At 33.7% G+C, this 26,338-nt stretch carries 26 protein-coding genes and 1 tRNA gene; 11 read left to right on the forward strand and 16 right to left on the reverse strand.

Annotated features, from left to right (window positions below):
- The first annotated feature begins 116 nt into the window (after positions 1 to 116).
- Positions 117 to 193: transfer RNA gene (locus GAN53_RS06475), tRNA-Pro, on the forward strand.
- A gap of 336 nt (positions 194 to 529) precedes the next feature.
- Here the strand turns inward: GAN53_RS06475 and groL are convergent.
- Both groL and groES read right to left on the reverse strand, forming a co-directional pair.
- Positions 530 to 2,146, reverse strand: coding sequence for a chaperonin GroEL (groL, locus tag GAN53_RS06480; protein ID WP_151410189.1), 1,617 nt, complete (start codon positions 2,144 to 2,146; stop codon positions 530 to 532).
- Between the two features lie 15 nt (positions 2,147 to 2,161).
- Positions 2,162 to 2,443, reverse strand: coding sequence for a co-chaperone GroES (gene groES, locus GAN53_RS06485; RefSeq protein WP_151410192.1), 282 nt, complete (start codon positions 2,441 to 2,443; stop codon positions 2,162 to 2,164).
- A 135-nt stretch (positions 2,444 to 2,578) separates the two neighbouring features.
- On the opposite strand from groES, the gene msrB reads away from it, so the two are divergent.
- The gene (gene msrB, locus GAN53_RS06490; protein WP_151410195.1) at positions 2,579 to 3,019 is read left to right on the forward strand and encodes a peptide-methionine (R)-S-oxide reductase MsrB; all 441 of its coding nucleotides are present in this window, start codon (positions 2,579 to 2,581) and stop codon (positions 3,017 to 3,019) included.
- A gap of 55 nt (positions 3,020 to 3,074) precedes the next feature.
- Here msrB and GAN53_RS06495 read toward each other — a convergent pair whose 3' ends face one another.
- Together GAN53_RS06495 and GAN53_RS06500 are read right to left on the reverse strand one after the other, a co-directional pair.
- Positions 3,075 to 3,236 (reverse strand): ATP-binding cassette domain-containing protein, encoded by a 162-nt coding sequence (locus tag GAN53_RS06495; protein WP_225791836.1) that lies wholly within the window; start codon positions 3,234 to 3,236, stop codon positions 3,075 to 3,077.
- 94 nt (positions 3,237 to 3,330) lie between these two features.
- Positions 3,331 to 4,101: a hypothetical protein gene (locus GAN53_RS06500; protein WP_151410197.1), complete on the reverse strand. Its 771-nt coding sequence runs from the start codon at positions 4,099 to 4,101 to the stop codon at positions 3,331 to 3,333.
- A gap of 282 nt (positions 4,102 to 4,383) precedes the next feature.
- Here GAN53_RS06500 and GAN53_RS06505 point away from each other — a divergent pair, with 282 nt between their 5' ends.
- Positions 4,384 to 5,286 (forward strand): helix-turn-helix domain-containing protein, encoded by a 903-nt coding sequence (locus tag GAN53_RS06505; protein ID WP_151410200.1) that lies wholly within the window; start codon positions 4,384 to 4,386, stop codon positions 5,284 to 5,286.
- Between the two features lie 57 nt (positions 5,287 to 5,343).
- On the opposite strand, the gene GAN53_RS06510 is transcribed toward GAN53_RS06505, so the two are convergent.
- From GAN53_RS06510 to GAN53_RS06525, 4 genes are all read right to left on the reverse strand, one after another.
- Complete coding sequence (locus tag GAN53_RS06510) at positions 5,344 to 6,519, reverse strand: ABC transporter permease (protein ID WP_151410202.1); 1,176 nt, start codon at positions 6,517 to 6,519, stop codon at positions 5,344 to 5,346.
- Positions 6,512 to 7,402 (reverse strand): ABC transporter ATP-binding protein, encoded by an 891-nt coding sequence (locus GAN53_RS06515; protein WP_151410205.1) that lies wholly within the window; start codon positions 7,400 to 7,402, stop codon positions 6,512 to 6,514. Before GAN53_RS06515 ends, GAN53_RS06510 begins: the two co-directional genes overlap by 8 nt.
- Before the next feature lie 82 nt (positions 7,403 to 7,484).
- On the reverse strand, positions 7,485 to 7,691 hold the full coding sequence (locus tag GAN53_RS06520; RefSeq protein ID WP_151410208.1) for a helix-turn-helix transcriptional regulator: 207 nt from the start codon (positions 7,689 to 7,691) through the stop codon (positions 7,485 to 7,487).
- 14 nt (positions 7,692 to 7,705) lie between these two features.
- Positions 7,706 to 8,023: a DUF6442 family protein gene (locus tag GAN53_RS06525; protein WP_151410211.1), complete on the reverse strand. Its 318-nt coding sequence runs from the start codon at positions 8,021 to 8,023 to the stop codon at positions 7,706 to 7,708.
- A 239-nt stretch (positions 8,024 to 8,262) separates the two neighbouring features.
- Here GAN53_RS06525 and GAN53_RS06530 point away from each other — a divergent pair, with 239 nt between their 5' ends.
- Together GAN53_RS06530 and GAN53_RS06535 are read left to right on the forward strand one after the other, a co-directional pair.
- Entirely contained in the window at positions 8,263 to 9,582 is a 1,320-nt protein-coding gene (locus GAN53_RS06530; RefSeq protein WP_151410214.1) for a DUF438 domain-containing protein, read from the forward strand.
- Positions 9,583 to 9,826: 244 nt separating this feature from the next.
- On the forward strand, positions 9,827 to 10,003 hold the full coding sequence (locus GAN53_RS06535; RefSeq protein ID WP_151410217.1) for an IS3 family transposase: 177 nt from the start codon (positions 9,827 to 9,829) through the stop codon (positions 10,001 to 10,003).
- Between the two features lie 105 nt (positions 10,004 to 10,108).
- Here GAN53_RS06535 and GAN53_RS06540 read toward each other — a convergent pair whose 3' ends face one another.
- From GAN53_RS06540 to uvrB, 3 genes are read right to left on the reverse strand one after another with little or no spacing between them, the layout of a single operon-like run.
- A complete protein-coding gene (locus GAN53_RS06540; protein WP_151410220.1) occupies positions 10,109 to 10,372 on the reverse strand; it encodes a hypothetical protein in 264 nt (87 codons plus the stop codon).
- Between the two features lie 9 nt (positions 10,373 to 10,381).
- Positions 10,382 to 13,201 (reverse strand): excinuclease ABC subunit UvrA, encoded by a 2,820-nt coding sequence (gene uvrA, locus GAN53_RS06545; RefSeq protein WP_151410223.1) that lies wholly within the window; start codon positions 13,199 to 13,201, stop codon positions 10,382 to 10,384.
- 1 nt (position 13,202) lies between these two features.
- The gene (uvrB, locus tag GAN53_RS06550) at positions 13,203 to 15,170 is read right to left on the reverse strand and encodes an excinuclease ABC subunit UvrB (RefSeq protein WP_151410225.1); all 1,968 of its coding nucleotides are present in this window, start codon (positions 15,168 to 15,170) and stop codon (positions 13,203 to 13,205) included.
- Between the two features lie 197 nt (positions 15,171 to 15,367).
- Between uvrB and dhaK the strand changes: the two genes are divergently transcribed.
- Genes dhaK through dhaM form a run of 3 tightly spaced genes read left to right on the forward strand, consistent with a single transcriptional unit; the run spans position 15,368 to position 17,323 of the window.
- Entirely contained in the window at positions 15,368 to 16,345 is a 978-nt protein-coding gene (gene dhaK / locus GAN53_RS06555; protein WP_151410229.1) for a dihydroxyacetone kinase subunit DhaK, read from the forward strand.
- Positions 16,345 to 16,944, forward strand: a complete 600-nt coding sequence (gene dhaL / locus GAN53_RS06560) for a dihydroxyacetone kinase subunit DhaL (protein ID WP_151410232.1) — start codon at positions 16,345 to 16,347, stop codon at positions 16,942 to 16,944. The genes dhaK and dhaL overlap by 1 nt, the downstream gene beginning before the upstream one ends.
- On the forward strand, positions 16,937 to 17,323 hold the full coding sequence (gene dhaM, locus GAN53_RS06565) for a dihydroxyacetone kinase phosphoryl donor subunit DhaM (RefSeq protein ID WP_151410235.1): 387 nt from the start codon (positions 16,937 to 16,939) through the stop codon (positions 17,321 to 17,323). The genes dhaL and dhaM overlap by 8 nt, the downstream gene beginning before the upstream one ends.
- Positions 17,324 to 17,445: 122 nt before the next feature.
- On the opposite strand, the gene GAN53_RS06570 is transcribed toward dhaM, so the two are convergent.
- From GAN53_RS06570 to GAN53_RS09775, 3 genes are all read right to left on the reverse strand, one after another.
- Positions 17,446 to 18,360, reverse strand: a complete 915-nt coding sequence (locus GAN53_RS06570) for an IS3 family transposase (protein ID WP_151409096.1) — start codon at positions 18,358 to 18,360, stop codon at positions 17,446 to 17,448.
- Positions 18,303 to 18,896, reverse strand: coding sequence for a helix-turn-helix domain-containing protein (locus GAN53_RS06575; RefSeq protein ID WP_151409095.1), 594 nt, complete (start codon positions 18,894 to 18,896; stop codon positions 18,303 to 18,305). The genes GAN53_RS06570 and GAN53_RS06575 overlap by 58 nt, the downstream gene beginning before the upstream one ends.
- Positions 18,897 to 19,852: 956 nt before the next feature.
- Positions 19,853 to 20,014, reverse strand: a complete 162-nt coding sequence (locus GAN53_RS09775) for a hypothetical protein (protein ID WP_180753310.1) — start codon at positions 20,012 to 20,014, stop codon at positions 19,853 to 19,855.
- Between the two features lie 117 nt (positions 20,015 to 20,131).
- Between GAN53_RS09775 and GAN53_RS06580 the strand changes: the two genes are divergently transcribed.
- The 3 genes from GAN53_RS06580 to GAN53_RS06590 are packed head-to-tail and all read left to right on the forward strand — an operon-like array spanning position 20,132 to position 22,510.
- Entirely contained in the window at positions 20,132 to 20,428 is a 297-nt protein-coding gene (locus GAN53_RS06580; RefSeq protein ID WP_151410238.1) for an ArsR/SmtB family transcription factor, read from the forward strand.
- Positions 20,429 to 20,656 (forward strand): heavy-metal-associated domain-containing protein, encoded by a 228-nt coding sequence (locus GAN53_RS06585; protein ID WP_151410241.1) that lies wholly within the window; start codon positions 20,429 to 20,431, stop codon positions 20,654 to 20,656. It abuts the gene before it with no gap.
- A 6-nt stretch (positions 20,657 to 20,662) separates the two neighbouring features.
- A complete protein-coding gene (locus tag GAN53_RS06590; RefSeq protein ID WP_151410243.1) occupies positions 20,663 to 22,510 on the forward strand; it encodes a heavy metal translocating P-type ATPase in 1,848 nt (615 codons plus the stop codon).
- Between the two features lie 101 nt (positions 22,511 to 22,611).
- On the opposite strand, the gene GAN53_RS06595 is transcribed toward GAN53_RS06590, so the two are convergent.
- Together GAN53_RS06595 and GAN53_RS06600 are read right to left on the reverse strand one after the other, a co-directional pair.
- Complete coding sequence (locus GAN53_RS06595; RefSeq protein ID WP_151410246.1) at positions 22,612 to 23,310, reverse strand: hypothetical protein; 699 nt, start codon at positions 23,308 to 23,310, stop codon at positions 22,612 to 22,614.
- A gap of 979 nt (positions 23,311 to 24,289) precedes the next feature.
- Complete coding sequence (locus GAN53_RS06600; RefSeq protein ID WP_151410249.1) at positions 24,290 to 25,714, reverse strand: hypothetical protein; 1,425 nt, start codon at positions 25,712 to 25,714, stop codon at positions 24,290 to 24,292.
- Between the last annotated feature and the right edge of the window lie 624 nt (positions 25,715 to 26,338).

Here is a 26,338-nt window from a genome sequence, read left to right on the forward strand (position 1 = left end):
AAATTACAATCTTTTTCACAAATAACTTAATTTCATTACAATAATTTATATTTTTATGTGAAAAAGTGTATAGATTTGATTTATAAGACAAAAAGCTCTATAATTATAAATATTGACGGGGTGTAGCGCAGTTTGGTAGCGCACTTGTTTCGGGAACAAGAGGTCGAAGGTTCAAATCCTTTCACCCCGACCAGATTTTATATTAAAAATTTGTTAAAAAATTTGATAATAATCTTAAATTTCTAAAAACAAAAAAATCATCAAGTTTATTTCTTGATGATTTTTTACTTATTCATGATTATATTAACTCTTTAAGGCTTTAAAATTGAGCCATCGGCGATTTTGTATCGCTTAAACGCCACTTGGCTTTGGCCCTCGTCACTTCGCTACTGTGGCTGTTCCGTACCTTTTGGGCACAGGTCCCTCCAAAGACCAGGTAAAGATGCCTTGATTTGACATATTTACCCCGAAAACTTAGTGCGTGAGCACGAATGAGCTTCAGAGAAGCGGGTTTTCGTACGGGCTAGTTTTAATACATACCAGGCATGCCTTGAGGCATTGGTGGTTCTTCTTTTGGTATGTCTGCTACTGCTGCTTCTGTTGTTAGTAGTAATGCTGATACGCTTACTGCGTTTTGTAGGGCTGATCTTGTTACTTTTGTTGGTTCTACTATTCCTGCTTCAAACATATTTACGTATTTGTCGTTGTAGGCATCGTAGCCTTCGTCTTTGCCGGATTCTTTTACATTTTGTACTATTACTGATCCGTCCATTCCAGCATTTTCTACTATTTGTCTTAGTGGAGCTTCAAGAGCTTTTTCTATTATTGCTGCTCCTGTTTTTTCATCTCCAAGTAGTTTTTCTTTTACTTCTTTTACTTTTTCTATTGCGCCGATTAGTACTACTCCACCACCTGCAACTATTCCTTCTTCTACTGCAGCTCTTGTTGCTGATAGAGCATCTTCGATTCTGTATTTCTTTTCTTGCATTTCTGTTTCGGTTGCAGCTCCAACATTTATTACTGCTACTCCACCTGCAAGTTTTGCTACTCTTTCTTGTAGTTTTTCTTTTTCGTATTGACTATCTTCTTTTTCTATTTGTTGACGAATTAGGGAAACTCTTTCTTCTAGAGCTTTTTTATCTCCCTTGCCTTCTACTATTGTTGTATTGTCTTTGTCAACTTTTACTTTTTTAGCAGAGCCAAGCATTTCTATTTCTGTTTCTTTTAAATCCATATTTAATTCTTCAGAAATTACTTTTGCTCCTGTAAGGATTGCTATATCTTCAAGCATTGCTTTTCTTCTATCGCCGTACCCTGGAGCTTTTACTGCAACTACATTGAAAGTTCCACGAAGTTTGTTTAGGATTAAGGTTGTTAAAGCTTCGCCTTCAACATCTTCAGCAATTATCAATAGTGGACGACTTGCTTGAACGATTTGTTCTAGTAATGGCAATAGGTCTTGGATATTAGAAATCTTCTTATCTGTTATTAAGATATATGGATCTTCTAATTCTGCTACCATTTTTTCATTGTCTGTTGCCATATATGGGGATAAATATCCCTTGTCAAATTGCATTCCTTCAACAACATCTAGGTGAGTGTCAGTTGTTTTTGATTCTTCAACTGTTATTACTCCGTCATTTCCAACTTTTTCCATAGCATCTGCTATAAATTTACCGATTTCTGGATCTGAAGATGAAATTGTTCCAACATTTTCGATTGAATGTTTGTCAACAATGTCGTGAGAATTTTCTTTGATGTAGTCAACTACTACTTCAGTTGCTTTTTTTAGACCTTTGTTTAGTACAATTGGATTTGCTCCAGCCGCTAAGTTTTTTAGGCCTTCTTTGATGATAGCTTGAGCAAGAACTGTAGCTGTTGTAGTACCATCTCCTGCAACATCATTTGTTTTGGTTGCCACTTCTTTTACAAGTTGAGCTCCCATATTTTCAAATCTATCTTCAAGTTCAATCTCTTGGGCGATTGTTACGCCATCATTTGTTATAGTTGGTGCTCCGTAAGATTTGTCCAAAACTACATTACGTCCCTTTGGTCCAAGAGTTACCTTTACTGCATTTGCTAATTTATCAATTCCACGTTCTAAACCATCACGTGCATCTTTTCCATAATAAATATCTTTAGCCATTTAAAATTCCTTTCCTTATCTTACAACTGCCAAAATATCAATATATTTTACAACCATATACTCAACATCATCAAGCTTTACGCTTGTTCCTGCATATTGAGAATAAATAACCTTATCTCCAACGTTTAGAGAATCTTTTTTCTTATCGTCATTTAAAATATCTTCACTAATTGCAATAACTTCTGCATATTGTGGTTTTTCTTGAGCTGATTCTGGCAAAACTATACCAGATTGAGTTGTCTTTTCTGCTTCAGCTTTTTTTATAACTACTCTATCTCCAATAGGTTTTAATTGCATTTTAATCTCCTTAACTAATATTTAGCACTCGCAGGTGCCAATTGCTAATCACATTTATAGTGTACTATCGATAAAATTAAAGTCAAATATTTTTCTCAAAAAAGAAGTACAATAAATAAAAACAAAGGAGAAAATATGTATAAAAAACCAAGCGATGAGTATTTAAGAGAAAATTTAAGCGAATTATCCTATGAAGTAACACAAAATTCAAAAACCGAAAGACCATTCTCATCAAGCTATGACGATTTTTATGAAGATGGAATTTATGTTGATATAGTTTCTGGCGAGCCACTTTTTTCTAGCCTTGATAAATTTAACGCAGGTTGTGGTTGGCCAAGTTTTGCAAAAGTAATCGAAGGTAGCGAACTAGAAGAAAATTTAGACCTAAGCCATGGCATGAGAAGAACCGAAGTAAAAAGTAAGCTTGCCAAAAGCCACTTAGGTCATGTTTTCCCAGATGGGCCAAAAGAATTAGGAGGCCTACGCTATTGCATAAATGGAGCTTCCATAAGATTTATCCCAAAGAAAGATTTGGAAAAAGAAGGATATGGAGATTATTTGAATTTATTCGAATAAATAAAAAAATGGTGGTTGGCAAAATTAGCTAACCACCTTTTTGAATGTTCATTTATTAATCTGCAGTCCATCTTAGCAAGGTGCTTTTGCCACAACCAGATTGTCCTAAAATGCAGACAAATTCTCCAGAATTAATTTCTGTTGTAATATCACTAAGAATTAGCTTACCGCCTTCTTCATAAGCAAAAGATAAATTTTTAATACTTATATCGCTCATTATCTCTCCTATCTTCTTTACTACTATAAAATTTACTAATATATAATATAATACACTTTATAAAATATAAAAAAAGAAAAGCTAGCAACTAGCTTTATCTTTTTACTCTTATATATCTCATTGGGTTATACATTGCCCAGGTTGAATTTGTCAATAAATCTACTCCAAAAATTATATTTACGTCATTTTCTTTGATATTTGGATTAACTTCTACCTTTGATAAGAAAATTTCATCTTGATCTATTTTTACTTTCAAAGGAGTTCTTAAGGTTAAATTTTCATTTCCCAGATCCAACATATCGAGCGTTTTATCTTTTTCATCTTTTGCAATTACTTTATCAAATATTTCTTTTTTAACACAAGTAATAGGTCTTGATGTATCAAGGCTTGCAAGCATTCTTTCTCCTTCAAATTCAACATTTATAACTAGAGAATTTGGCTTATCTTTGGCCTTACTTTCCCTAAAATCGTCAATTTGAACTTGAAAATCTCCTATTCTAAGATCTCCCCTAAAGCAAAGCTGGCTTATTATATTCCAACCCAAAATCATATCAGCTGGAAATTTATTGCCCAAAGGATCAGCCATTAAATTAAAACTTTCATCGCTTGCTACAATTACTGGAGCCGATCCAATTTCAAGGTCTCCAAGTCTTAAATTTACCCTCGCTCTTCTCCATTTTCTTTTCTCGTCTATATATTTTTCATCAATATATTTGACATCAATAGTATCTGCAATTGACTGTTTTAAAAGGCTATTGCCTCTTGTATCAAACATAGTAGTTACTTCTTTTCCAGAAACTAAAGTTTCTAAAAAAATGTAATTTAGGTATTTTTTGTCAGATATTGGTATTTTGGTAAATTTCATTAATTCTCCTTTTAATTATCTCTTTCTTAATCAAATAATTTCTCTTATATTTCTAACTTTCAAAATTTAAAAACTTTTGTAAAGAAAAATTTTCCCATAAATTCTTATCTTTTTATTATTATACCAAATATATATTTTGGGGTATATGATTTATAGATAGTTTGCAAAAAAACAGCTAAAATTACAATAATGCAACTGGTAGTTGACAAATTTCCTAATCAAATTGGTGGAATGACAGGGCATTTTTTCATAGAATATAGATGAGAAATTAAGGAGGATTTTATGATTTTAGCAGATAAAATTATTAATTTAAGAAAAAAAGAATCAATGACCCAAGAAGATTTGGCAGCAAAAATAGGAGTTAGTCGTCAATCTGTTTCTAAGTGGGAATCCACTATGGCCATGCCTGATTTGGATAAGATAGTGAAGCTTTCTCAAATTTTTGGAGTTAGCACGGATTTTCTATTAAATGACAAATTAGGAATGGAGGATATTATAGTAGAAGATAGTGTAAGTGAAAGTAATGTCAAAACGATTGATAGTGAAATGTTAAACGACTATCTTAAAATCTATGATAAGATTGCTGTTAATGTAGGATTAGCTATTTCTCTTTTGGTATCATCACCTATCCCAAGCACTTTGTTAAATAATCCAATAGGAAGTATTTTAACTCTAAGTTTTGTCGCTTTAGCAGTCGGACTTTTCCTTATTTCGGGGTTTAGCTCACAAAAATATGACTTTATAGAAAAAGAACCTTATGATTTTTCCTATGGAATTGAAGGAGTGATTAACAAAAATATGGATGAATATAAGCCCATTGTTAGTAGAAATGTAATAATTTCAATAGCAATCTTTATTCTTTCTCCACTAATAATAATGATTTTTGAAAATAAAATTAATGATGATATATTGACAAGTATTTTTCTTTTCATAATAAGCCTAGGAGCCTATATAATAAGTCATACTATGGTCAAAAACTCAGCTTATCAAGATCTATTAAAATACAGAAATCCAAAAGAGCAAATAAAGGATAATAGATTGGCAAAAGCGTCAGGAATTCTTTGGGTTTTAGCAATTGGACTTGTTATAATGCTTGGCTATCAAACAGGCAATTGGGAAAAAAGTTGGATTCCAATTATCGCAGCTATAGTTATACAAATATCCATGGTTATATTTTTTGATTAATATAGAAAGCAATAAAATTCCCTCAATTTAAAAAAATTGGGGGAATTACTTTTAATATTATTTTTTCTTTTTGAAGAAAAATCCTTCAGTTGAATAGTTTAGGATATTTTTCTTGTAAACTTTCTCTCCAAATTTATAGAATAAAAAGATGGCTACAAGAAGTATTGCTATGGCAATTATTCCTGAAAGTAAATTTGCATAACCATTTAAAAGCCTTAATGGCATAAAGAATGTCGATGCAAATGGAAGATATGAGAGGATCTTTGAAATGATCACATCTCCCTTGTTCATCAAAGTCATTGCCAAGAAAAACATTATGACAATGCCCATTGTTAAAGGCATGCCCATCTTTCCAGCATCTTCAATTTTTGTTGCAAATGAGCCAAGCATTCCAGCGACAACTAAAAATAAGAAGATTCCTAGCAAAAACAATACTATAATCTCAGCAAAAATGGCAAGAGAATTTGCATTTACAGAAAAATCTAAAGGCAGACCATCAAGTATACCATAAGCTTTTGCTATGTTGAATCCTATAGTTCCCATTATTATATAAATTGCAATTTGTACAAGAACTGCCCCGAAATTCCCAAGAATTTTGCCTTCAAAATAATCTCCAGGCCTAACTGATGAGAAAATAAATTCTATCATCTTTGTGCCTTTTTCTGTGGCTGTTTCTGTTAATATCACATTGATAAAGGTTAGAGTTATCATATACATTAAAATTAGAAAAACAAAATAAATCGCCATTCCCAAGAATTTATTGTCCTGATTCTTATCTGCAATTTGATTAATTACAGGGCTTTTTGCCAAAGATTTAACTTGATCTTCTTTTAGATTTGCATTTTTCATATTAATGCCATTTTGAATTTGACCTAAAGTTGTTTGTAGGATGACTTTCTCGCTCATAGAAGCCTTGCCTTCAAAATAATCTGCCACAACAATTCCATCTTCTTCTCTTACCTTTGCATAAGAAGATACTTCCTTATCGTCCAATAATTTCTTTAGCTCTTCTTCGCTTGTAATTTTAAAGTCATAGTTAGGATTATCTTCAAAATATGCTTTAAGATTATCATCGGTAACTATTGCCATTTCCCCACTTGAAGAACCTGTAAAATATCCTATCAAAAGAGAAATTGCCATCATTATAATTGGAAATAAAACCATAAACCAAAAAGTTCCCGATTTTATTTGTCTAAGGAAAGTCTCTCTTGCAACAATTTTCATTCTATTCATCGCTTTCCACCACCTTTGCAAAAATTTCGTTTAAACTTGGCGCTTGTTGGTTAAATTGATAAACAAAGCCACATTTATCCGCAATTTCTTTAAATAAATCTTTGGAATCTTCTTCATCAAATAATTCTATTTGCCAAATATTTCCTATTTTTTTGTAGGCTTTGACCTTTCCCTCAATTATTGAAGATATATCCTTATCTGTCTCAATGATTACTTTTTCCCTGGCAAAAGAATTTCTAACCTCGTTTGGACTTCCATTTAAAACTACCTTGCCATTTTTAAGCATGACAAGTTTGTTGCACAAGCTTTCGATATTTTCCATATTATGAGATGAAAATAAGATAGTCATTCCCATAGCGTTTAATTCTTTAATTATATCTTCTAAAAGTCTGATATTGTAAGGGTCAAGTCCAGATAATGGTTCATCTAGGATTACAAATTCTGGTTTATAGATAATTGCAGCTAAAAGTTGAGTTTTTTGTTGGTTACCTTTTGATAGAGATTTGATTTTATCAGTAAGTTTTCCCTTAATTTCAAATCTATCAAACCATCTTTGAAGCTCATCTTTGTCCAAATTTTCCATTTGGTTAAGTCTTGCAAAATATCTTATTTCTTCTTCTATGGTCTTTTTTGGTGAAAGTGATCTTTCTTCTGGCAAAAATCCGATTTTTTCTAGGGGGGTTTTTGCTATTGGCTCATTTTCGTATAAAATTTCGCCCTTATAATCGTCAAAAAAGTTCATCATACACCTAAAAAGAGTAGATTTCCCCGCTCCATTTTGACCTATAAGACCAAAAACATCTCCTTTTTCAACTTCAAAGGATACATCATCCAAAGCCTTGACTTCGCCAAAAGATTTGGATACGTTTTTTATCTCAATCATAGCTTTACTCCTTTATATTTCATAGTTAATAATTAATACTTTCGCTTTCAATTTTACCATAATTTGTCAGCATACAACATTGCTAAAAGTAAAATAAATCTTCAAATTTTTCATCTAAGGCTATGCACAAAATCAAAGCTAGCTTGGCAGTTGGGTTAAACTGACCAGTTTCTATTGAACTAATAGTGTTTCTAGAAACACCAACTTCATCGGCTAGCTTTTGTTGGGAATAGTCCTTTGCCTTTCTTACTTCTTTTAGTCTATTTTTTAGTACTAATTCTTCATTCATAACTAGACCTTTTATTAGTTAAAACTCATAAAATGTGCGATAAGACTAAGTATTGCTCCTAGGGCAAAGATTATTCCCAAAACTAGATCTTTATTTTCTTTGATATATTTGTATCTGACTAGAATCATAGTTCCCATTATAGCAAAGTATATGGCTTGGCCAGCAAAATTATATTTATTGAAAAAGAATTGATCTCCAGCCACTATAATAGCAGTTACTAGTAGACCTACTTGACTTGACATCTTACCTGCTTTTGTCAGTGCATCTAGCAGATATTCATCATTTTTCTTATAATCTTTCCTGCTTTTTGCCAGTATCTCTTCTCTATCCATATTTTTCTCCTTTTTGACAAGTATACTTGGTAATTTAATTATACATATGCCAAGTGTACTTGTCAATAATTAATTTTTGATATAAGAAAAGACTGCCTAAGTGAACTGAACTGACCCTCAAAAGTTAGACCAAAAAACTAACTAAATGAGATCAGTTTTTTTCTAAATTTTTATTTTTGTAACAAATGTTACTGATTATCATTATCTTATGCCGTATAATTATAATAAGGAGTGATAGTATGAAAATAGATATAAACAAGGTCATCTATGACCTAATAAAAGATAATGACAAATTAAAAAAAGACCTCATTGGACTTGGTTTTACTGGCCTTGATAATCCTCTCATGGTAAAAAGTTTAGGAAAGAAAATGTCTCTTAAGCGTGGGGCAAAGATGATGGGGATAAAAGATTATGAAAAAAACCTAGGGGATCTTGGATATGACTTGTATGACTCATCAGAAAATCCTGAAGTTTTGGAGAGGAAAAAATTAATTAAATCCTACCTTCATAGATTGTCATCCGGTGAAGATTTGGAATATGTGAGGGCTGATTTTAAGAAAAGTTTTGAGGGCGTTTCTTCTTCAGAAATCATGGATGCCGAAGAAGAACTCTTGGAATCTGGTATGGATAAGGATCAGGTAAGAAAACTCTGTGATGTTCATTCTGCCTTATTCCATGGTGAGACAGAAAGTGAGAAAAATCCTTCTACCTACGAGGAAGGTTCATTTTTGGATTATTTTGCCAAGGAAAATGATAAAATCAAAGAAATACTTGAAAATGTAAAAAAGTCCCTAGAAAATGACCAGGACCTAGGAGAAGATATCTACAAGGTCTTTAACCATTACAAGAAAAAAGGCGACTTAATTTATCCAATCCTAAAGGCCAAATATAATAAACCAGGCCCATCAGATGTCATGTGGGCAGTGGATATTGATATAGCAAAGAATTTCAAAAAAGCTATGAAACTTAATAAAAAAGACCTGGCCCTAGAAACCATAAAAAGAGCTGTGGAGATGACCTATAAGGAAGAAAATATACTCTATCCTTTGGCCTTTGAAACAATTAGCAATGAAGATTTTGACCTTCTTTACAAAGATCTTGGTGACTATGACCACGACCTTGTTTCCTACAAAAAAGCGGAAAATAAAAAAATAAATGAGTACACAGATGGATATATAGATTTTGCCAAGGGCAAGATGAGAGTTGACCAATTAGAGGCCATGCTTGATACTTTAGAAATAGAAATAACCTATGTTGACGAAAATGACATAAGTTCTTATTACAACGACCACAAGGGCAAAAAAGTCTTTAAAAGACCAGAATCATCCTTAGGTAGGGAAGTTTATTATTGCCACCCACCTCAGGTTGAGCCGATTGTAAGGGGCCTAATCAAAGAATTCAAGGCAGGAAGTAAAGATTCTCTAAAACTTGTGAGAAATATAAAAGGTAGGGACTTTGCCATTTCCTACTATGCAGTAAGGGATAAGGATGGGGTCTACAAGGGAGTTGTCGAAACAGTCCAAGACCTAAGTTTCTATAAAGAATATCTTAATAAATAAAAACCAGACCGACTAGGTGAACTGACCTCCCCAAAAAAAAGTTGGACTAAAAAGCCAACTAAAGGAGGTCAGTTTTTAAATGGCAAAATATAGCACAGAATTCAAAATGAAAGTAGTAAAAGAATATTCCACTCAGATCAAGGCTGGGTATATCAAACAAATCAATATACATCAAGGCTAGAAACAAAGGCAGTCACCCAATCTATATCCACAAAAAGGTAACTGACTTAGACAAAACTTGCCAATGGAAAACTTCTTTGGAATACTAAAACAAGAAATATATTACGGAAGAAAATTCTACTCATATGAACACTTAGAACAAACAATTGAAGAATTCATAAAATATTACAACGAAGAAAGAGTAAAAGAAAAATTAGGATACTTATCACCAATAGAATACAGAAGGAAGAATGCAGCATAAAAATTTCCTACCCCTAGGGCTAGGAAAGGAAAAAGAAATACCAGAGCTAGTTTAGTTCTAACTCTGGTATTAGGTCCAACTTTGTGGGGTCAGCTTATATTTTTACTAATCTTCTTTCATTAATTTTGAAATGTCGTCAATTCCCACCGATTTTAGCAAGTCGTCTATTTCTTTTGAATTGGCATTTAATTTTGCAATTAGATCTTTGGCGTCATCTTCTGTTAGCTTGTCTAAGTTTACATCTTTTAGCCCTGGAATTTCATTTGGCAAATCAATTAATAAATCATTGCCATCACCAAAAGAAAAACTTACTGGTCTGCCATTTTTGCTTGTATCAATTTTATTATCTCTTTTATCTTCTAATCCCATATTTTTCTCCTATTTTTTTAATATTTTCTTTAAATATTTGCCTGTATATGAATTTTTGTTTTTGGATACTTCTTCAGGAGTGCCAAAAGCTACTAAGTTGCCCCCGCCATCTCCTCCTTCTGGACCAAGGTCAATTATATTATCCGAAACTTTTATCACATCAAGATTATGCTCAATTACAACTACTGTGTTATTTTGATCGACCAAACGATTTAGGACATCGATTAGTTTGTGGACATCTGCCATGTGAAGACCTGTGGTTGGCTCATCTAATATATAAAGTGTTTGCCCTGTTCCGACTTTTGAAAGTTCTGTTGCAAGTTTTACCCTTTGAGCTTCTCCTCCAGATAATTCGGTTGACGGTTGGCCAATTTTGATATAACCAAGTCCAACATCGTATAAGCTTTGCAATTTTCTAACTATTGGCGGATGATTTTCAAAAAATTCTAAGCCTTCTTCGACAGTCATATCCAAAACTTCAGAAATATCCTTGCCCTTATATTTTACCTCAAGAGTTTCTCTGTTGTAACGCTTGCCATGGCAAACTTCGCATGGCACATATACATCTGGCAAAAACATCATGTCTACTTTGATTGTACCATCACCAGAGCAAGCTTCACAACGGCCACCCTTGACATTAAAAGAAAATCTTCCTTTGGCATAGCCACGCATTTTTGCTTCGTTGGTCATGGCAAAAACATCTCTAATATGGTCAAAAACTTTGGTGTAAGTTGCAGGATTTGACCTTGGAGTTCTGCCTATTGGCGATTGGTCGATAGCTATTATTTTATCGATTTTTTCAAGGCCTAAGATATCATCGTGTTTTCCTGGTCTTATTTTTGTTTTGTTTAATTTTTTGGTTACGGTTTTATATAAAATTTCATTAATAAGTGAGGATTTGCCAGAGCCAGAAACTCCAGTTACAGATGTTAGGACTCCAAGGGGAATTTTTACATCGATTCCTTTTAGATTATTTTCTCTAGCTCCCTTGATCTCTATAAAATCATCGCTTGTTCGTCTTTTTTGAGGTAAGACAATTTTTTTCCTGCCGGATAAATAATCTCCAGTTATGGAATTTTTGCAATTTATTAAATCATCGACACTTCCCTTTGCCACAATTTCACCACCGTGGATACCTGCCAAAGGCCCAATATCTACCAAATAATCGGCAGCTCTAATGGTATCTTCGTCATGCTCTACTATTATTAGGGTATTTCCAATGTCGGTTAGATTTCTCAAAGATTTGATCAATTTGTCATTATCTCTTTGGTGAAGGCCAATTGACGGTTCATCAAGGACATAGCAAACTCCCACAAGACCTGAGCCTATTTGTGTAGCTAGCCTTATTCTTTGACTTTCTCCACCTGATAAGGTTGAGGCTTTACGATTTAATGACAAATAGGAAAGTCCAACATCATTTAAAAATTTAAGCCTTGCCTTGATTTCATTTACAATAAGCTCTGCAATTTGAGCTTTCATTGGTGAAAGTTTTAGATTTTCAAAAAATTCTAAGGATTTTTCTACAGATAAGCTTGTAAGTTCGGAAATATTGGTATCGGTAACTTTGATAGCCAAAACTTCTGGCTTTAGCCTATCGCCATGGCAAGTTTGACATTCTTCCTCGCTCATATATAATCTAAATTTTTTCCTTACATCTTCTGAATTGCTTCTTTGGTATCTGTCGTGGAGATTTTTTAAAACTCCTTCAAATTTGGCAGTGTATCTTTTTCTGCCGGAAAAATGACTGTCAAAGACAAAGGTAATTTCTTTTTTTGTCCCATAAAGAATCTCATCGATCATCTTTTTCGGTGCATTTTTGATAGGTTCATCAAGTGAAAAATCGTAAGTTTTTGCTATGGCATTTATAACTTCATTGTAGTATGTTCCTTTGCCTGCAGAAGCATAAGGTTCTATTGCTCCTTGGTTGATGGATAAATTTTTATCTGGGATTATCAAATCTTTGTCGATTTGTAGATGAAAACCAAGTCCATTACAATCTGGACACATACCCAAAGGAGCGTTAAAAGAAAACATATTTGGGCTTATTTCTGGCAAAGACATATGGCCATCAGGACAAGCAAGTTTGCTGCTCATTAGGATTTCTCCACCGTCTATTATATCGATTATTACAAGTCCATCGGAAAGATTTAGGGCAGTTTCTATGGAATCTGAAAGTCTAGTGTTGATATTTTCTTTTACTACGATTCTATCGACAATTATTGAAATGTCGTGCTTTTTTGTTTTGGAAAGCTCTATTTCATCTTCCAAATTATGAATTTCTCCATCTACAAGAACTCTTACAAAGCCTTGTTTTTGGATATTTGCCAAAGCTTTTTTGTGTGTTCCTTTTTTCTCACGAATTACTGGAGAAAGTATTTGTATTCTTGTTTTTTCTGGCAATTCCAAAACCCTATCGACCATCTGGTCTATGGATTGGGCCTCGATTTTTTTGCCACAAACTGGACAATAAGCATCTCCAATTCTTGCAAAGAGAAGCCTATAATAATCGTAAATTTCTGTAACTGTCGCCACAGTTGACCTTGGGTTTCTGTTGGTTGTTTTTTGATCGATTGATATGGAAGGTGAAAGTCCTTCTATAGAATCACAATCTGCCTTATCAAGATTTCCTAAAAATTGTCTGGCATAGGATGATAGGCTTTCTACATAGCGCCTTTGTCCTTCTGCATAAATTGTATCAAAGGCTAAAGTGGACTTCCCACTTCCGGAAAGTCCTGTAAAAACAATCATTTTATCCCTTGGCAATCTTAGGTCGATATTTTTTAGGTTGTTGGTTCTTGCACCTTTTATAACTATATCATGTTCTGTCAATTTATACTCCTGGGAAATTTTCCTTCATTTTCTTTATCTGATCGCGAATATTGGCAGCTCTTTCAAAGTCCAATTCCTCAGCCGCCTTATACATTTGCGCTTCGAGATTTATAATAATTGTATCTATATCATCAGCTGTAAATTCTTCAATGTCGTTATCTTCCAATTTCTTTGTAACTTGAATCATCTGGCCGATATTTTTTCTAATTGTAGTTGGGATAATATTGTGTTTCTTGTTAAATTCCGTCTGAATTTCACGTCTGCGTTTCGTTTCATCCATTGCAACTTTCATAGAGCCTGTAATGCTATCTCCATAAAGAATTACATGTCCCTCAGAATTTCTTGCAGCTCTTCCTATGGTTTGGATTAGAGATCTTTCACTTCGCAAAAATCCTTCCTTATCTGCATCAAGAATTGCAATAAAACTTACTTCTGGTATGTCAAGACCCTCACGCAAGAGGTTGATTCCAACTAATACATCAAATTCTCCAAGTCTAAGCTCTCTAATAATTTCACTTCTTTCGATGGTTTTTATATCAGAGTGTAAATATTTTACCTTGATACCATTTTGGGTAAGATAAGTTGTCAAATCCTCTGCCATTTTCTTAGTAAGTGTTGTAACAAGGGTCCTATCGCCTTTTTCTGTCGTCTTATAAATTTCATTCATCAAATCGTCAATCTGATTTTCTGTTGGACGAACTTCTACTTTTGGATCCAAAAGTCCAGTTGGTCGTATGATTTGATCGACCATTTGACCCTTGGTTTTTTCCATTTCATAAGGTCCTGGTGTTGCTGAAACATAAATTGCTTGATTAATTAAACTTTCAAATTCAGCAAATTTTAATGGTCTATTATCAAGAGCTGATGGAAGTCTAAAACCATAATCAACCAAATTTTGCTTACGACTCCTATCTCCCTCATACATTCCACCAACTTGCGGAATTGAAACATGGCTTTCATCGACCATTAGCAAAAAATCTTTTGGAAAATAATCTATTAGTGTGTAAGGCCTGGATCCTGGCGCTCTTTGACTAAGGTGCCTTGAATAATTCTCTATTCCAGAGCAAAATCCAATTTCTTTTAGCATTTCTATATCATAGCGAGTTCTTTGCTCAAGTCTTTGAGCTTCGAGAAGTTTATTTTCCCTATTTAATTCATCTAAGCGCTCAGCAAGCTCTTCTTCTATGGTTATAATAGCTTTTTCGGTTTTTTCGCTAGTTGTGGCATAGTGACTTGCCGGATAAATATAAGCATGGCTTAGTTTTGCCGTAACTTTGCCAGTTAATGAGTCAAATTCGGAAATTTCTTCTATTTCATCTCCAAAAAATTCAATTCTTATAGCTTTTTGGTCAAAACCAGCTGGAAAAATATCCAAAATATCCCCACGTCTTCTAAAAGTTCCTCGATCAAAATCAATATCATTTCTCACATATTGAACATCGATTAGCTTTCTCATAACTTCTTCTGGAGCGATTTCTTGGTTAGGGCGAAGGCTTACCACAAGTTTTTTGTAATCGATCGGATCTCCCAAACCATAGATACAAGAAACACTTGCCACAATTATTACATCTTTTCTTTCAAAAAGCGCCATAGTTGCAGAATGTCGCATCTTATCAATCTCATCGTTGATTGAAGAATCCTTGGCAATATAAGTATCAGTTGCAGCAACATAAGCTTCAGGCTGGTAGTAATCGTAATAGGAAACAAAATATTCCACAGCATTATCTGGGAAAAATTCCTTAAATTCTGTAAATAATTGGTAGGCCAAAGTCTTGTTATGGGCCAAAATAAGGGTCGGTCTTTGGACTTTTTCTATAACATTTGCCATAGTAAAAGTTTTACCAGAGCCTGTAACCCCTCGCAAAATTTGGTGTTTTTTGCCAGAAATTAGCCCTTGGGATAATTTTTCAATAGCCTCTGGCTGATCGCCTTTAGGCTTATAGCTAGAATTTATTTTAAATTTCTGCAAAAAATTTTCCTTTCTTAATTTCAAAATATATAAAAAACTCAGGATAAAAATCCTGACAATAATATTCAAAGTTCAAGTAAAATATACTATTTTACTAGGTTTTTTCAATTATCATAAATTATTAGAAAAAGATTTTTTGGGTATATATCTATCAGAGGAATCGGAAAATTTAAGAAAGGATTAGAAAGGTAGAAAATATGAAAAAATTAATCAACAATCCGCAAAATATCGTAGATGAAATGCTAGATGGACTTGTAAAGGCAAATCCTAAGGAAATTGTAAGACTTGAAAACACCAACGTAATCGCAAGAATAGATGCGCCAGTAGCTGGCAAAGTTGGTCTTATCTCTGGTGGTGGCTCAGGTCATGAACCAGCACACGCAGGTTATGTTGGCAAAGGAATGCTAGATTGTGCTGTAGCTGGCGATATCTTTACATCTCCAACTCCAGACCAAGTTTTAGAAGCTATCAAAAAAGCAAATTCAGGCAAGGGCGTATTTATGGTAATCAAAAACTACCAAGGCGACGTTATGAACTTTGAAATGGCTGGAGAAATGGCTCAAATGGAAGGCATTGACGTTGATTATGTCATTGTTAACGACGATATAGTTGTTGAGAAAAAAGAAGACAGACGTGGCGTTTGTGGTACACTATTTGTTCACAAAACTCTTGGCGCAATGGCAGAAAATGGTGCAAGCCTAGCTGAAATCAAAGAAATGGCAGAAAAAATCGTAAAAGATATCAAATCTATCGGCATGGCAACAAAACCTTGCATAAATCCAGCAGATGGCAAAGAAAGCTTTACTTTAGCAGATAACGAAATAGAAATGGGAATCGGTATCCACGGCGAAGAAGGTATCCAAAAAGAAGAAATGAAATCTGCTGATGAAATCGTTAAGGAAATGGTTGACAGACTCCTAGTAGAAATAGAAGATAAGGATAGCGAATATGCAGTATTTGTAAACGGCATGGGCGCAACACCAGAAATGGAACTTTATATAATAAACAATTCCCTAGCAGATTATCTAAAAGAAAAGGGCATCAAAGTTGCTAGAACTTATATAGGAAACTTCATGACCAGTATGGATATGGCTGGATTTTCAATCACTCTATATAGAGTTGACGAAGAAAGATTAAAATTATTGGATCAAGAAGTTCACGTAGTGAGGAAATAATGGAAATAAAAAAAGTACAAGAAATTTTAAACAAAGTTTCAGATGAGATTATAGCAAACAAAGATTATTTAACAGACCTTGATAGATCAATAGGTGATGCAGACCACGGAGTAAATATGGCAAAGGGTTTTGGCTTTGCCAAAGAAGCTATTGAGGGCGAATTTTCCGATTACAAATCTTTGTTTATGAAAATTTCTATGACCCTAATTTCCAAAGTTGGTGGAGCAAGTGGCCCACTTTACGGAACATTTTTCATGAAATTTGCTCAAGAATTAAATAATATAGAAGATTTCAACCGCGAAGTTTTAAACAAAGCTTTCCAAAGTGGAGTTGAAGGTGTTAAACAAAGAGGCAAGGCAAATCTTTTGGATAAAACTATGGTCGATGTCCTAGAACCAGTTGCCGATGCACTTAACGAAGGCAAATCTTATAAAGAAATTATAGATCTTGCCAAAGAAAAAATGGAAAAAACCAGCGAATATAAGGCAAACAAGGGACGTGCTTCCTATGTTGGAGAAAGATCCATTGGTCATATAGACCCAGGTGCAGCAAGCTCTTATTTGATGATAAAAACTGCTTTTGGAGAATTAAATGATTAATATTCTAATAACAAGTCACAGCAACAAGCTTGCCCAAGGTCTTACAGAACTAATTTCCCAAATGGCAACAAATGTAAGAATAGAATATTCTGGCGGCACAGAAGACGGGGAACTTGGCTCAAACTTTGAAGAAATAAACCAAAAAATGACAGAACTTGCCGAGGATGGCCTAGTAGTATTCTTTGACCTTGGTTCATCAATGATGAATTGCCAAATGGCTTATGATATGCTAGATGAAAATCTCAAGGAAAAAGTCATAATAGCAGGCTCTCCACTTGTAGAATCTGCCTTTGAAATAGCAATTGACATTAATGAAGATACAAAATTAGAAGAAATAAAAGAAAAAATAGCTTCTTATCATATGAATAAGCTAGCATAAAAGCAAAAATAATCGACTGGGGAAATAAGGTGACCCCACAAAGTTGGACCTAATACCAGAGTTAGAACTAAACTAGCCCTGGTATTTCTTTGTCCTATCCTACCCCTAGGGGTAGGAAATTTTTATGCTGCATTCTTCTTTCTGTATTCTATTGGTGATAAGTATCCTAATTTTTCTTTTATTCTTTCTTCGTTGTAATATTTTATGAAATCTTCAATTGTTTGTTTTAAGTGCTCGTATGAATAGAATTTATTTCCGTAATATATTTCTTGTTTTAATATCCCAAAGAAATTTTCCATTGGTGAGTTGTCTAAGCAATTTCCTTTTCTTGACATGGATTGAGTGATGTCATTTTCTTCTAGTTTTGATGTGTATTGCTTTACTTGGTATGCCCAGCCTTGATCAGAGTGGAATATTCTTTTTTCTTTATTTTTATTAGTTACCTCTATTGCTTTGTCTAAGGCTTTTAAGATTGGTTCTATTGTTGGGTGTTTTGATATTTCATAGCTAAGTATTTCACTGTTGTACATATCTAGGTATGGGTTTAGATAGAGTTTCTTTATTTGATATGTTCCTGTTTTATCTTTTTCTAAATACTTAAATTCTGTTGTGTCTGTTGTTATTTGTGTGTATGGTGTTTCCACTTTAAAGTTTCTTTTTATTTTGTTGTCTGATATTTTTCCTACCTGTCCTTTGTAGGATGAGTATTTTCTTGTTTTTCTTGAATAGCTTTTTACTTGAAGTTTTAACTTTTGAACTAATCGTTGTACTTTCTTTTTGTTTATTATCAGTCCTGATCTTTTTAACATTGCTGTTATTCTTCTGTAGCCGTAGTTTGGATTGTCTTTTCTTATTTTAAGTATTTTCTTTTCTAATTCTAGATCTTTATTTGGTTTATTTAAGCGTTTTTGCCAATACATGTATGTTGATTTGGCAATGTTAAAGTATTTTAACAAGTCTTTTAGTTTGTATTTATCTCTTAAGACTTTGATTGTTTCAGCAATTGTCTTATTTCTGTATCTGTCATTTGAGACAATTCTATCTTTTTTTTTATTGCATCATTTTCTAATTGAAGCCAATAGTTTTCTTCTTCTAATTTCTTTATCTTTTCTTTTAGTTGTGCTTGTGTTAATGATTCATTTTCTAAATTAGTTATGTTTGCTGATGATTCTATTTTAGTGTCTTTTGATCTCTTTGGGGATTTTGGCATTTTTGAAGGTCTTCCTCTCTTTTTAGATCTAAGTCCTTCAATTCCTTTTTCTCTATATTCATTGACCCATCGGGTGATTATTGATGGATTATTGATTTTAAGATTGTTTGCTAGGCTTTGATAGGACATTTCTCCTGTTAAGTACAAGTTTACTACATTTAACTTGAATTCCAAAGTATATTGTGTATTTTTTCTTTTTACTTTTAGTCCTTCATAGCCTTGTGATTTGTATGCATTTACCCAGCTTTTCACTACGCTTTCTGATGGTATGCAATATTTGTCTGATAAAGATTTATATGAGATGTTTGATTCTAAATATTCTTTTACTACTTTCATTTTGAATTCTGTGCTATATTTTGCCATTAAAAAACTGACCTCCGTTAGTTAGTTTTTAGGTCTAACTTTTGGGGGTCAGTTCAGAAACCTGGTCGATTATTTTTTATGGGAATTTTTAAACATTATAAATAAACACCCGCTCCACCATCTTGAGTGTAACCTCTACTCTGGGATGTTGAGTGTTACCCCACCTGGCATGTTGAGCGTTACCCCACCTGGCATGTTGAGCGTTACCCCACCTGGCATGTTGAGCGGAGGGAATCGAAGATTCCCGTAGTCGAAACATCTCTTTGGAATGAGGAAATCTTTATAAAACAAAACACCCCCAAGATCCTTCGACTCCAGTTTGCAAAAGCAAACTTCCGCTCAGGATGCCAGCTGAGTATAAGTGTTATAGGAAAATAGAAAAATTTGGTGTCTTTTTATTTATCATAATTTTAATAATAGCCTTCGTCCTTGGAGGGCGGCTTTAAGGGACTTTCGATTGTCCCCAAAGCCCCCTCCAAACCACCCAGCAAAGGACACCCTGTAAACGACCATTGCATGGCAACAAGGGTAGGAATTGCTTCGCAATGTCCTATTTGAAATTATCATCACAAATTCGAGACAAAAAACTGACTGATTTTTCAAACTTTTTAAAACTATTTTTCAAAAAAAGAATTCGCGGAGCGAACTTCTTCTGCTCATTGCTCCACGCAGTGGCGAGTAACAAGGGTAGGGGTTTGGGGGAAGGGACGTAGGGGTCTCCGTAACCCCTCGTCCCTACGCCCCAAAAACGAAGCAATTTTTTTATATAATAGAATAATAAAAGAAATCTAATTATTATTAAATTCACAATAAAAAAATATTTCTATGTTTTTATTTTGATTTTTTAAACCCGATCTTAAAGCCGCCCTCCAAGGACGAAGTCAATAAAGTTAAAAAATATTAAAATATAAGATAATAATTAATTAAAAAATTTACATTCAAAATATACAAACTTCTCACATTGACATATAATTCTCGCCTTTTTTTGACCTTATAAATAAAATCAAGCCTATTAGCAAGAAGAAAAATCCAACTCCGCCTTGTTTTTTAAAAAATAGTACAACTGATGCAATGATTGCTATTATCGCTCCTATTTGTTTTAATTTTTTATCATCCATATTATTCCTCGCTTTTCTTTTTAATACTTATACCCAAAATCAAAAATTTTTTCTTGACAAAATAAATATATGAGTTACAATAGATATGAACATATGATCATATGAATAGAGGTGTATATGAGAACTTTAACTGACGAAGAAATAATTTTCGATCTGGCAGATTTATTTAAGCTCTTTGGCGATTCGACAAGACTTAGGATTTTAAATGAGCTTTTTAATGGCCCAATGAGCGTTGGTGACATAGCCGAAGACTTGGAAATGAGCCAATCTGCCATAAGCCATCAGCTAAAAAGTCTAAAGGATAATAATTTAGTTGCTTCAAAAAGAGATGGCAAGTCCATATTTTACTCACTTGCCGATGACCATGTCAAAACAATTTTTAAAAGTGGATTAGAACACATAAAGGAGAAATAAATGAAATACAAATACAATATAGAAAGCGAAAATTTATGCCCACATTGCGCTACAAAAATCGAAGATGCTATGAAAAAAATTGATGGCGTTATAGATGTCAATCTTTCAGCTCTTACAAGAAAATTAAAGCTAGAAACAACTGATGATGCTGATATAGAAAAAATCATTGAAGAAGCAAATTCCCTAGCAGAAAAATACGAACCAGGAACAAGTTTTGTTAAAAAGTAGGTTATTATGTTTAAGCAGATGACAGAAAATCACAGAAAAACACTCACAAAGCTAATTTTTCTTGGGATTTTTACCTTATTTTCATATCTACTTTCTAGAAATATTGCAAATAAAACTTTGATGATGATAATTTTCTTAGCCATTTATTTATTGGCTGGCTGGGAAATAATCACAAAAGGTATCAAGGGAGTAATTAACGGCCAAGCGCTCGATGAAAATTTCCTTATGTCCATAGCTTCCCTTGCGGCCTTTGCCCTTGGAGAATATGTAGAGGCCATAGCGGTTATGCTTTTTTACAGCTTTGGAGAATTATTTGAGGAAATTGCATCTTTCAGGTCTAGAAAAAATATCGAAAATTTGATAAATTTGGTTCCAGATATTGCAAATATAGTAAATGAAAATGGTGAAATTTCCCAAGTTGACCTAGACGATATAAAAGTTGGCGATATACTTTTGATTCGTGATGGAGAAAAGGTTGGAGTTGATGGCGTAGTTGTCGAAGGAGAAGGACTCATCGATACTTCTTCTGTAACTGGTGAATCTATGCCAGTTGAAGTTTCAATCGGCTCAGAAATAATCTCATCTTCAATTATGAAAGAAGGAATTATTAAAATTCGTGCCGAAAAAGAATTTGAAGATTCACTTGCTGCAAAGATTATGGAACTAATTGAAGATTCAGCTTCAAGCAAATCACAAAGCGAAAAAATGATCAGCAAATTTGCCAAAGTTTATACGCCAATAGTTGTTGGTATTGCCTTGTTAGTGGCAATAGTTCCCCCAGTATTTTTTAACAAAAATCTCTACGATTATATCTTTAGAGCGGCAACCTTTTTGGTAATATCATGTCCTTGCGCCTTGGTCCTATCCGTTCCACTAACATTTATGTCAGGCCTTGGCCTTTCTAGCAAAAATGGAATATTGATTAAGGGTAGCCAATGTTTTGAAGCCTTGGATAAGTCCAAAGTCCTACTTTCAGATAAAACTGGAACACTAACCACTGGCGAATTTGAGCTAAAAGATATTATTTATTATGGAGAAGAAGATAAGGAAAAAATTCTCGATTACATCTACAATATGGAGCTAATGTCAACTCATCCCATAGCCCAAGCGGTTGTAAAATCCCTAGATAGAGAAGAAAAACCTCAATTATTTAAAGAAATTTCTAACGAAAAAGGTCTTGGCGTAAAAGCAGAGACCAATGATGGTAGATTAATAAAACTTGGATCTAAAAAATTTGTAGAATTTGACCAAGAAGAAAGCCAAAGAGCAATTTATCTATCAATTGATGGTAATATTTGTGCGAAAATAATAATTGAAGATCAAATCAAAGCAAATTCCAAAAAAACCTTACAAAGACTAAAGAAACATTTCACAGACATTGCAATTGTCTCTGGCGATTCTGAAATACCAGTCAAGGAAACTTCAAAGGCCTTGGGTCTTGACAAATACTATGCAGAAGTAATGCCTGATGAAAAACTAAGAATTATGGAAAATTACCAACAATCCGGCCAAAAAGTAGTATTTGTTGGTGATGGCATCAACGATGCACCAGTTTTGACAAAGGCAGATCTTGGAATTTCTATGGGCGAGGGCGCAAGCGATTTGGCAATAGAATCTTCCGACATACTAATTGTAAATGGCGAATTTGAACAAATGGGTAAGCTAATGGACATAGCTGATGTCACCAACAAAACTGTCAAAAATAATATTATTTTTATACTTTCAATAAAAATTGCCATCTTAATTTTGGGCCTACTAGGCTTTGCCAATATGTGGCTAGCAATCTTTGGAGATGTTGGAGTATCAATAATAGCAGTCCTTTATTCAATGAGAATACTAAAAATCAATATATAAAAAACAGACCTAAGGTTAAAATCATCAAGAAATTTACTCTTTATGGGATTAGATTAGTTGATTTTACCAAAGGTCTTTTTCTTTGTTTCTTTTTATGAAAATTACTCATAATGCAATTGGTTAAAAACTTCGTCCTGGTACTTATTCCGCAAAATAAAACCGTCAGTTTTATCTTCCGTTGAATCTTCTAATTTGTAATTATCTTTTAGCTTTGTTTGCTCTTTTGGCAAAAATTCTTCTGGTGTTTTGGGGATAAATAAATAATAATCAGCATCAACCTTAATTCCCAAGGCAAAATCCACATTAAAATGCGTTCCATCGTGGGCGCCATATTTTGACGTGATGGTAAATTCCTCCATTTGCATCATTAGCACATAGTCATTAACTTGCTTAACGAGTTTAAATTTCCCCTCAAAAGTTGATTCGTGAATTTCTCCAACCAAATATCTGTTTTTGGCATATTGGTCAAGTCCTCCATCAAAACCGTCACTTTTGATTGTCCCAATATATGAGCCATGGAAATTTCCATCTTCGTCAAAAATAATCTCAGTCCAACCCGTATCCTCACCATAATTTCTAATAAGTTTTTGCCCCTTTAGCTTATCAAAAATAAAGGCTGAAAGCTTGTTAAGATCGTGAATTTCTTCAGATTTAGCTTCCAATTTTTCAGTCTTTGGCAAGGATTGTGGTTTTTCGCTTATAGTTCCACAAGAAATTAAAAAGAAAATGCCAAATATTACGAGAATTGATTTTTTAAGGAATTTTATTTTTTTACTGTTTTTAGGATTTTTTTTAGTCATAAATGCTCCAGTGCTGGTAAAAGTTTTTGATTTTTTTTATTTTTTTTCTAGTCTTTAGGATAATTATATACTATATGAGGTGAATTTTAAAAGATTCAAAATTATTAAATGTCTTATATTTTATGAAACTTTGAATTTATCTGCTTCGTCATTGGAGGGCGGCTTTAAGGGACTTTCGATTGTCCCTCCAAAGCCCCCTCCAAACCACCCCGCAAACCTCACCCTATAAACGACCATTGCATGGAGCAACAAATGTAGGAATTGCTTCGCAATGTCCTATTTGAAAACCTAGAACCACCTGGCATGTTGAGCGACCGAAGCGAGTCGAAACATCTCGTTGGAATAATATTTTTTATAATCATTAATATAGTAGTCTTATGATCAATCACGATATATGATAGATATCTTATATTTTTTTATTAATTAACTTCTTGCCTCCGTTCTTGGAGGGCGGCTTTAAGGGACTTTCGATTGTCCCTCCAAAGCCCCCTCCAAACCTTCCAGCAAACCTCACCCTTAAACGACCATTGCATGGAGCAATAAATGTAGGAATTGCTTCGCAATGTCCTATTTGAAATAAATTTTATAAATTTGAGAGAATAAACCAATTGATGTTCTCAAGTCTTTAAAAATCCAAATATTTCAAAAAAAGAATTCGCGGAGCGAACTTCTTCTGCTCATTGCCCCACGCAGTGGCAGAGGGGTTAAAAAGGTTTAGGGGGATCGGGGGAAAGGAAATAAGGGGCCTCTGCCGCCCCTAATTCCTATCCCCCGAGTTCGAAGCCATTTAATAAAAATTATGAAATATTATAAGACACCAAAACAGTAAAAATAATAAATAAAAATACACAAAAAAACACCCACAACATTGTGGGTGGTTTTTTTCAAGTGAGTACCGCGCGTTACTTTATTTTTATAGAGCCTGTGAGTGCACTCTTTTGCTGGCTCTTTTTGTTTTTAATAATTAATCTTAGATAGATTATTTATTTTTTTTGCTTGTAGCGTAAGCTACTGAAGCTGCTGCTAATACGCCTGCAACTCCTGCTACTCCAGCGATACCTGTTTTAGCGTTTTTGCCTGCTTTTTTAGCTGGTTTTTTTGTATCAGCTGGTTTTTTTGTATCAGCTGGTTTTTCTTCTGGTTTCTTTGTATCAGCTGGTTTTTCTTCTTTACCTTGGTTAGCTTCGTTTTCTTTTAATGTTTTTTCGATTTCAGCTGTGTTTTCGTTTAATTTGTCTGTTAATTCTTTAGCTTTTTCTTCAGCTGTTTTTTCATCATCTGCATAAGCTGTAGAGATTAGGCTAAATCCAACTTTTTGACCAAGTAATTCTTTAGCTGATTTGATAAGTTCTTTTTGTTCAGCAACTATTTTGTCAAGTTTGTCAACAACTTTAGCAATTGTTTTTGGTGTATTTTCTTTTAGGAATTTAACAGATTCGATTTTTATTTCAGCGTCTCTGATTGCTGCTTCAAGTTTTGCTCTTGTTTCAGCAGAGATTCCCTTGTCAACTTTACCAGGTTTTGTTGTTTCTGTTGTTGTAGTAGTTGTTGATGTTTCTGTTTTTGGTTTTTCTGTTGTTGTTTTTGTTTCTTTTGTGATTATTGTAATATCACCAAGTTTTTCAGCTTCAGCAATAACTTTTCTGCTAAGACCTAAATCATAAGCTTCTTTTCTAGCTGCTTCAAGAGCTGCATAAGCTGCATCTAATCTTTTAGCTGCTGCTTTTCTGTTTTCTGTAGCAACTTCAAGTGCTTTTTTAGCTTCTTCTACTTTTAGAACTAATTTTGATTCTACTGTATGATTTACTAAAGCATTGTGAGCGTCAACTAGAACGTTAAATCTATCAACGTCATTGTTGTATTCTGTAACTAATGTACGTGCTTCATTTTCTTTTAATGTAGTTGGAGCATTTGTTCCTAAACCTGCATAAACTGCTTTTGTAAAGTGAACGATTTGTGTTCCTTCAACTAATGCTGTTACTGCAGTATTATCAGAATGTACTTGTGCTGTAACTTCCCATGTTAGTTTGATATCATTTTTTTGGAAGTTTTGGAATGATCTAGCTAGTAAGCCATATCTTTCAACAACTTTTTCATGAGCTGTATGAATTGCATCGTAATAAGCTTTTAGGTCAGCTTTAGCAGCTTCTAATTTTTTTGCTGCTTCAGCTTCTTTAGCTAATGCTTCATCGTGCTCTTTTACTGCTTTTCTCCAAGCTTTGAAAGCATTTACATATGCTTTACCTTTTTCTGTATATTGCCAAGCTGCTGGGTATTCTGCATTTGTTGTTCCAGTTGTTTCTGTTGTTGTAGTTGTTGTTGTTGTGTCAGCGTAAGCTGGAGCTATTGCTGCAAGACCCATAGCTAGTGCTAAAGCGCCTGCTGCGAATTTATTTGTTTTCATTTTAAACATCTCCTTTAATTTTTACTAATTTTTAATTAGTACTCACTTTTCACTTCTTATAATACACTCTTTGCTACAAAATTGCAACACATTTGTAAAATTTGCCAATATTTCTAAAAAATATTTTTTAAAAATACTTCACAATCTCTACACAATGTGTAAATTACTTTGTTTCAAAGCTTAGGTAAAACAAGAATTTTCTAAGGCTTTTGATCCTCTTTTTCAAATATACATAAAATTTTGGTGTTTTATGTATTTTTCAAGTAAAAAAACCTTAGCAACTAACAATATTTTGCACTCATGATTTGGAAAAAAACTTAATTTTTTCACTTTCATTTATATAAACATCGCCAGTTATATTAATTTTAACATTTGTTTTGAAAGTGTCAAGGGGGTTTGTTGTTTTTTTGTAATAATATTGGTTTTGGGTTTTTTTATTTTGAAGTGCAGACTTTTTTGGTGTCTTGTAATTATTGATGATTTTTACTGATAGCCTTCGTTCTTGGAGGGCGGCTTTAAGGGACTTTCGATTGTCCCTCCAAAGCCCCCTCCAAACCTTCCAGCAAACCTCACCCTTAAACGACCATTGCATGGAGCAATAAATGTAGGAATTGCTTCGCAATG

Origin of the sequence: Anaerococcus sp. Marseille-P9784 (genome assembly GCF_902500265.1) — a bacterium.
In the GTDB taxonomy this organism is placed as follows: Bacteria; Bacillota; Clostridia; order Tissierellales; family Peptoniphilaceae; genus Anaerococcus.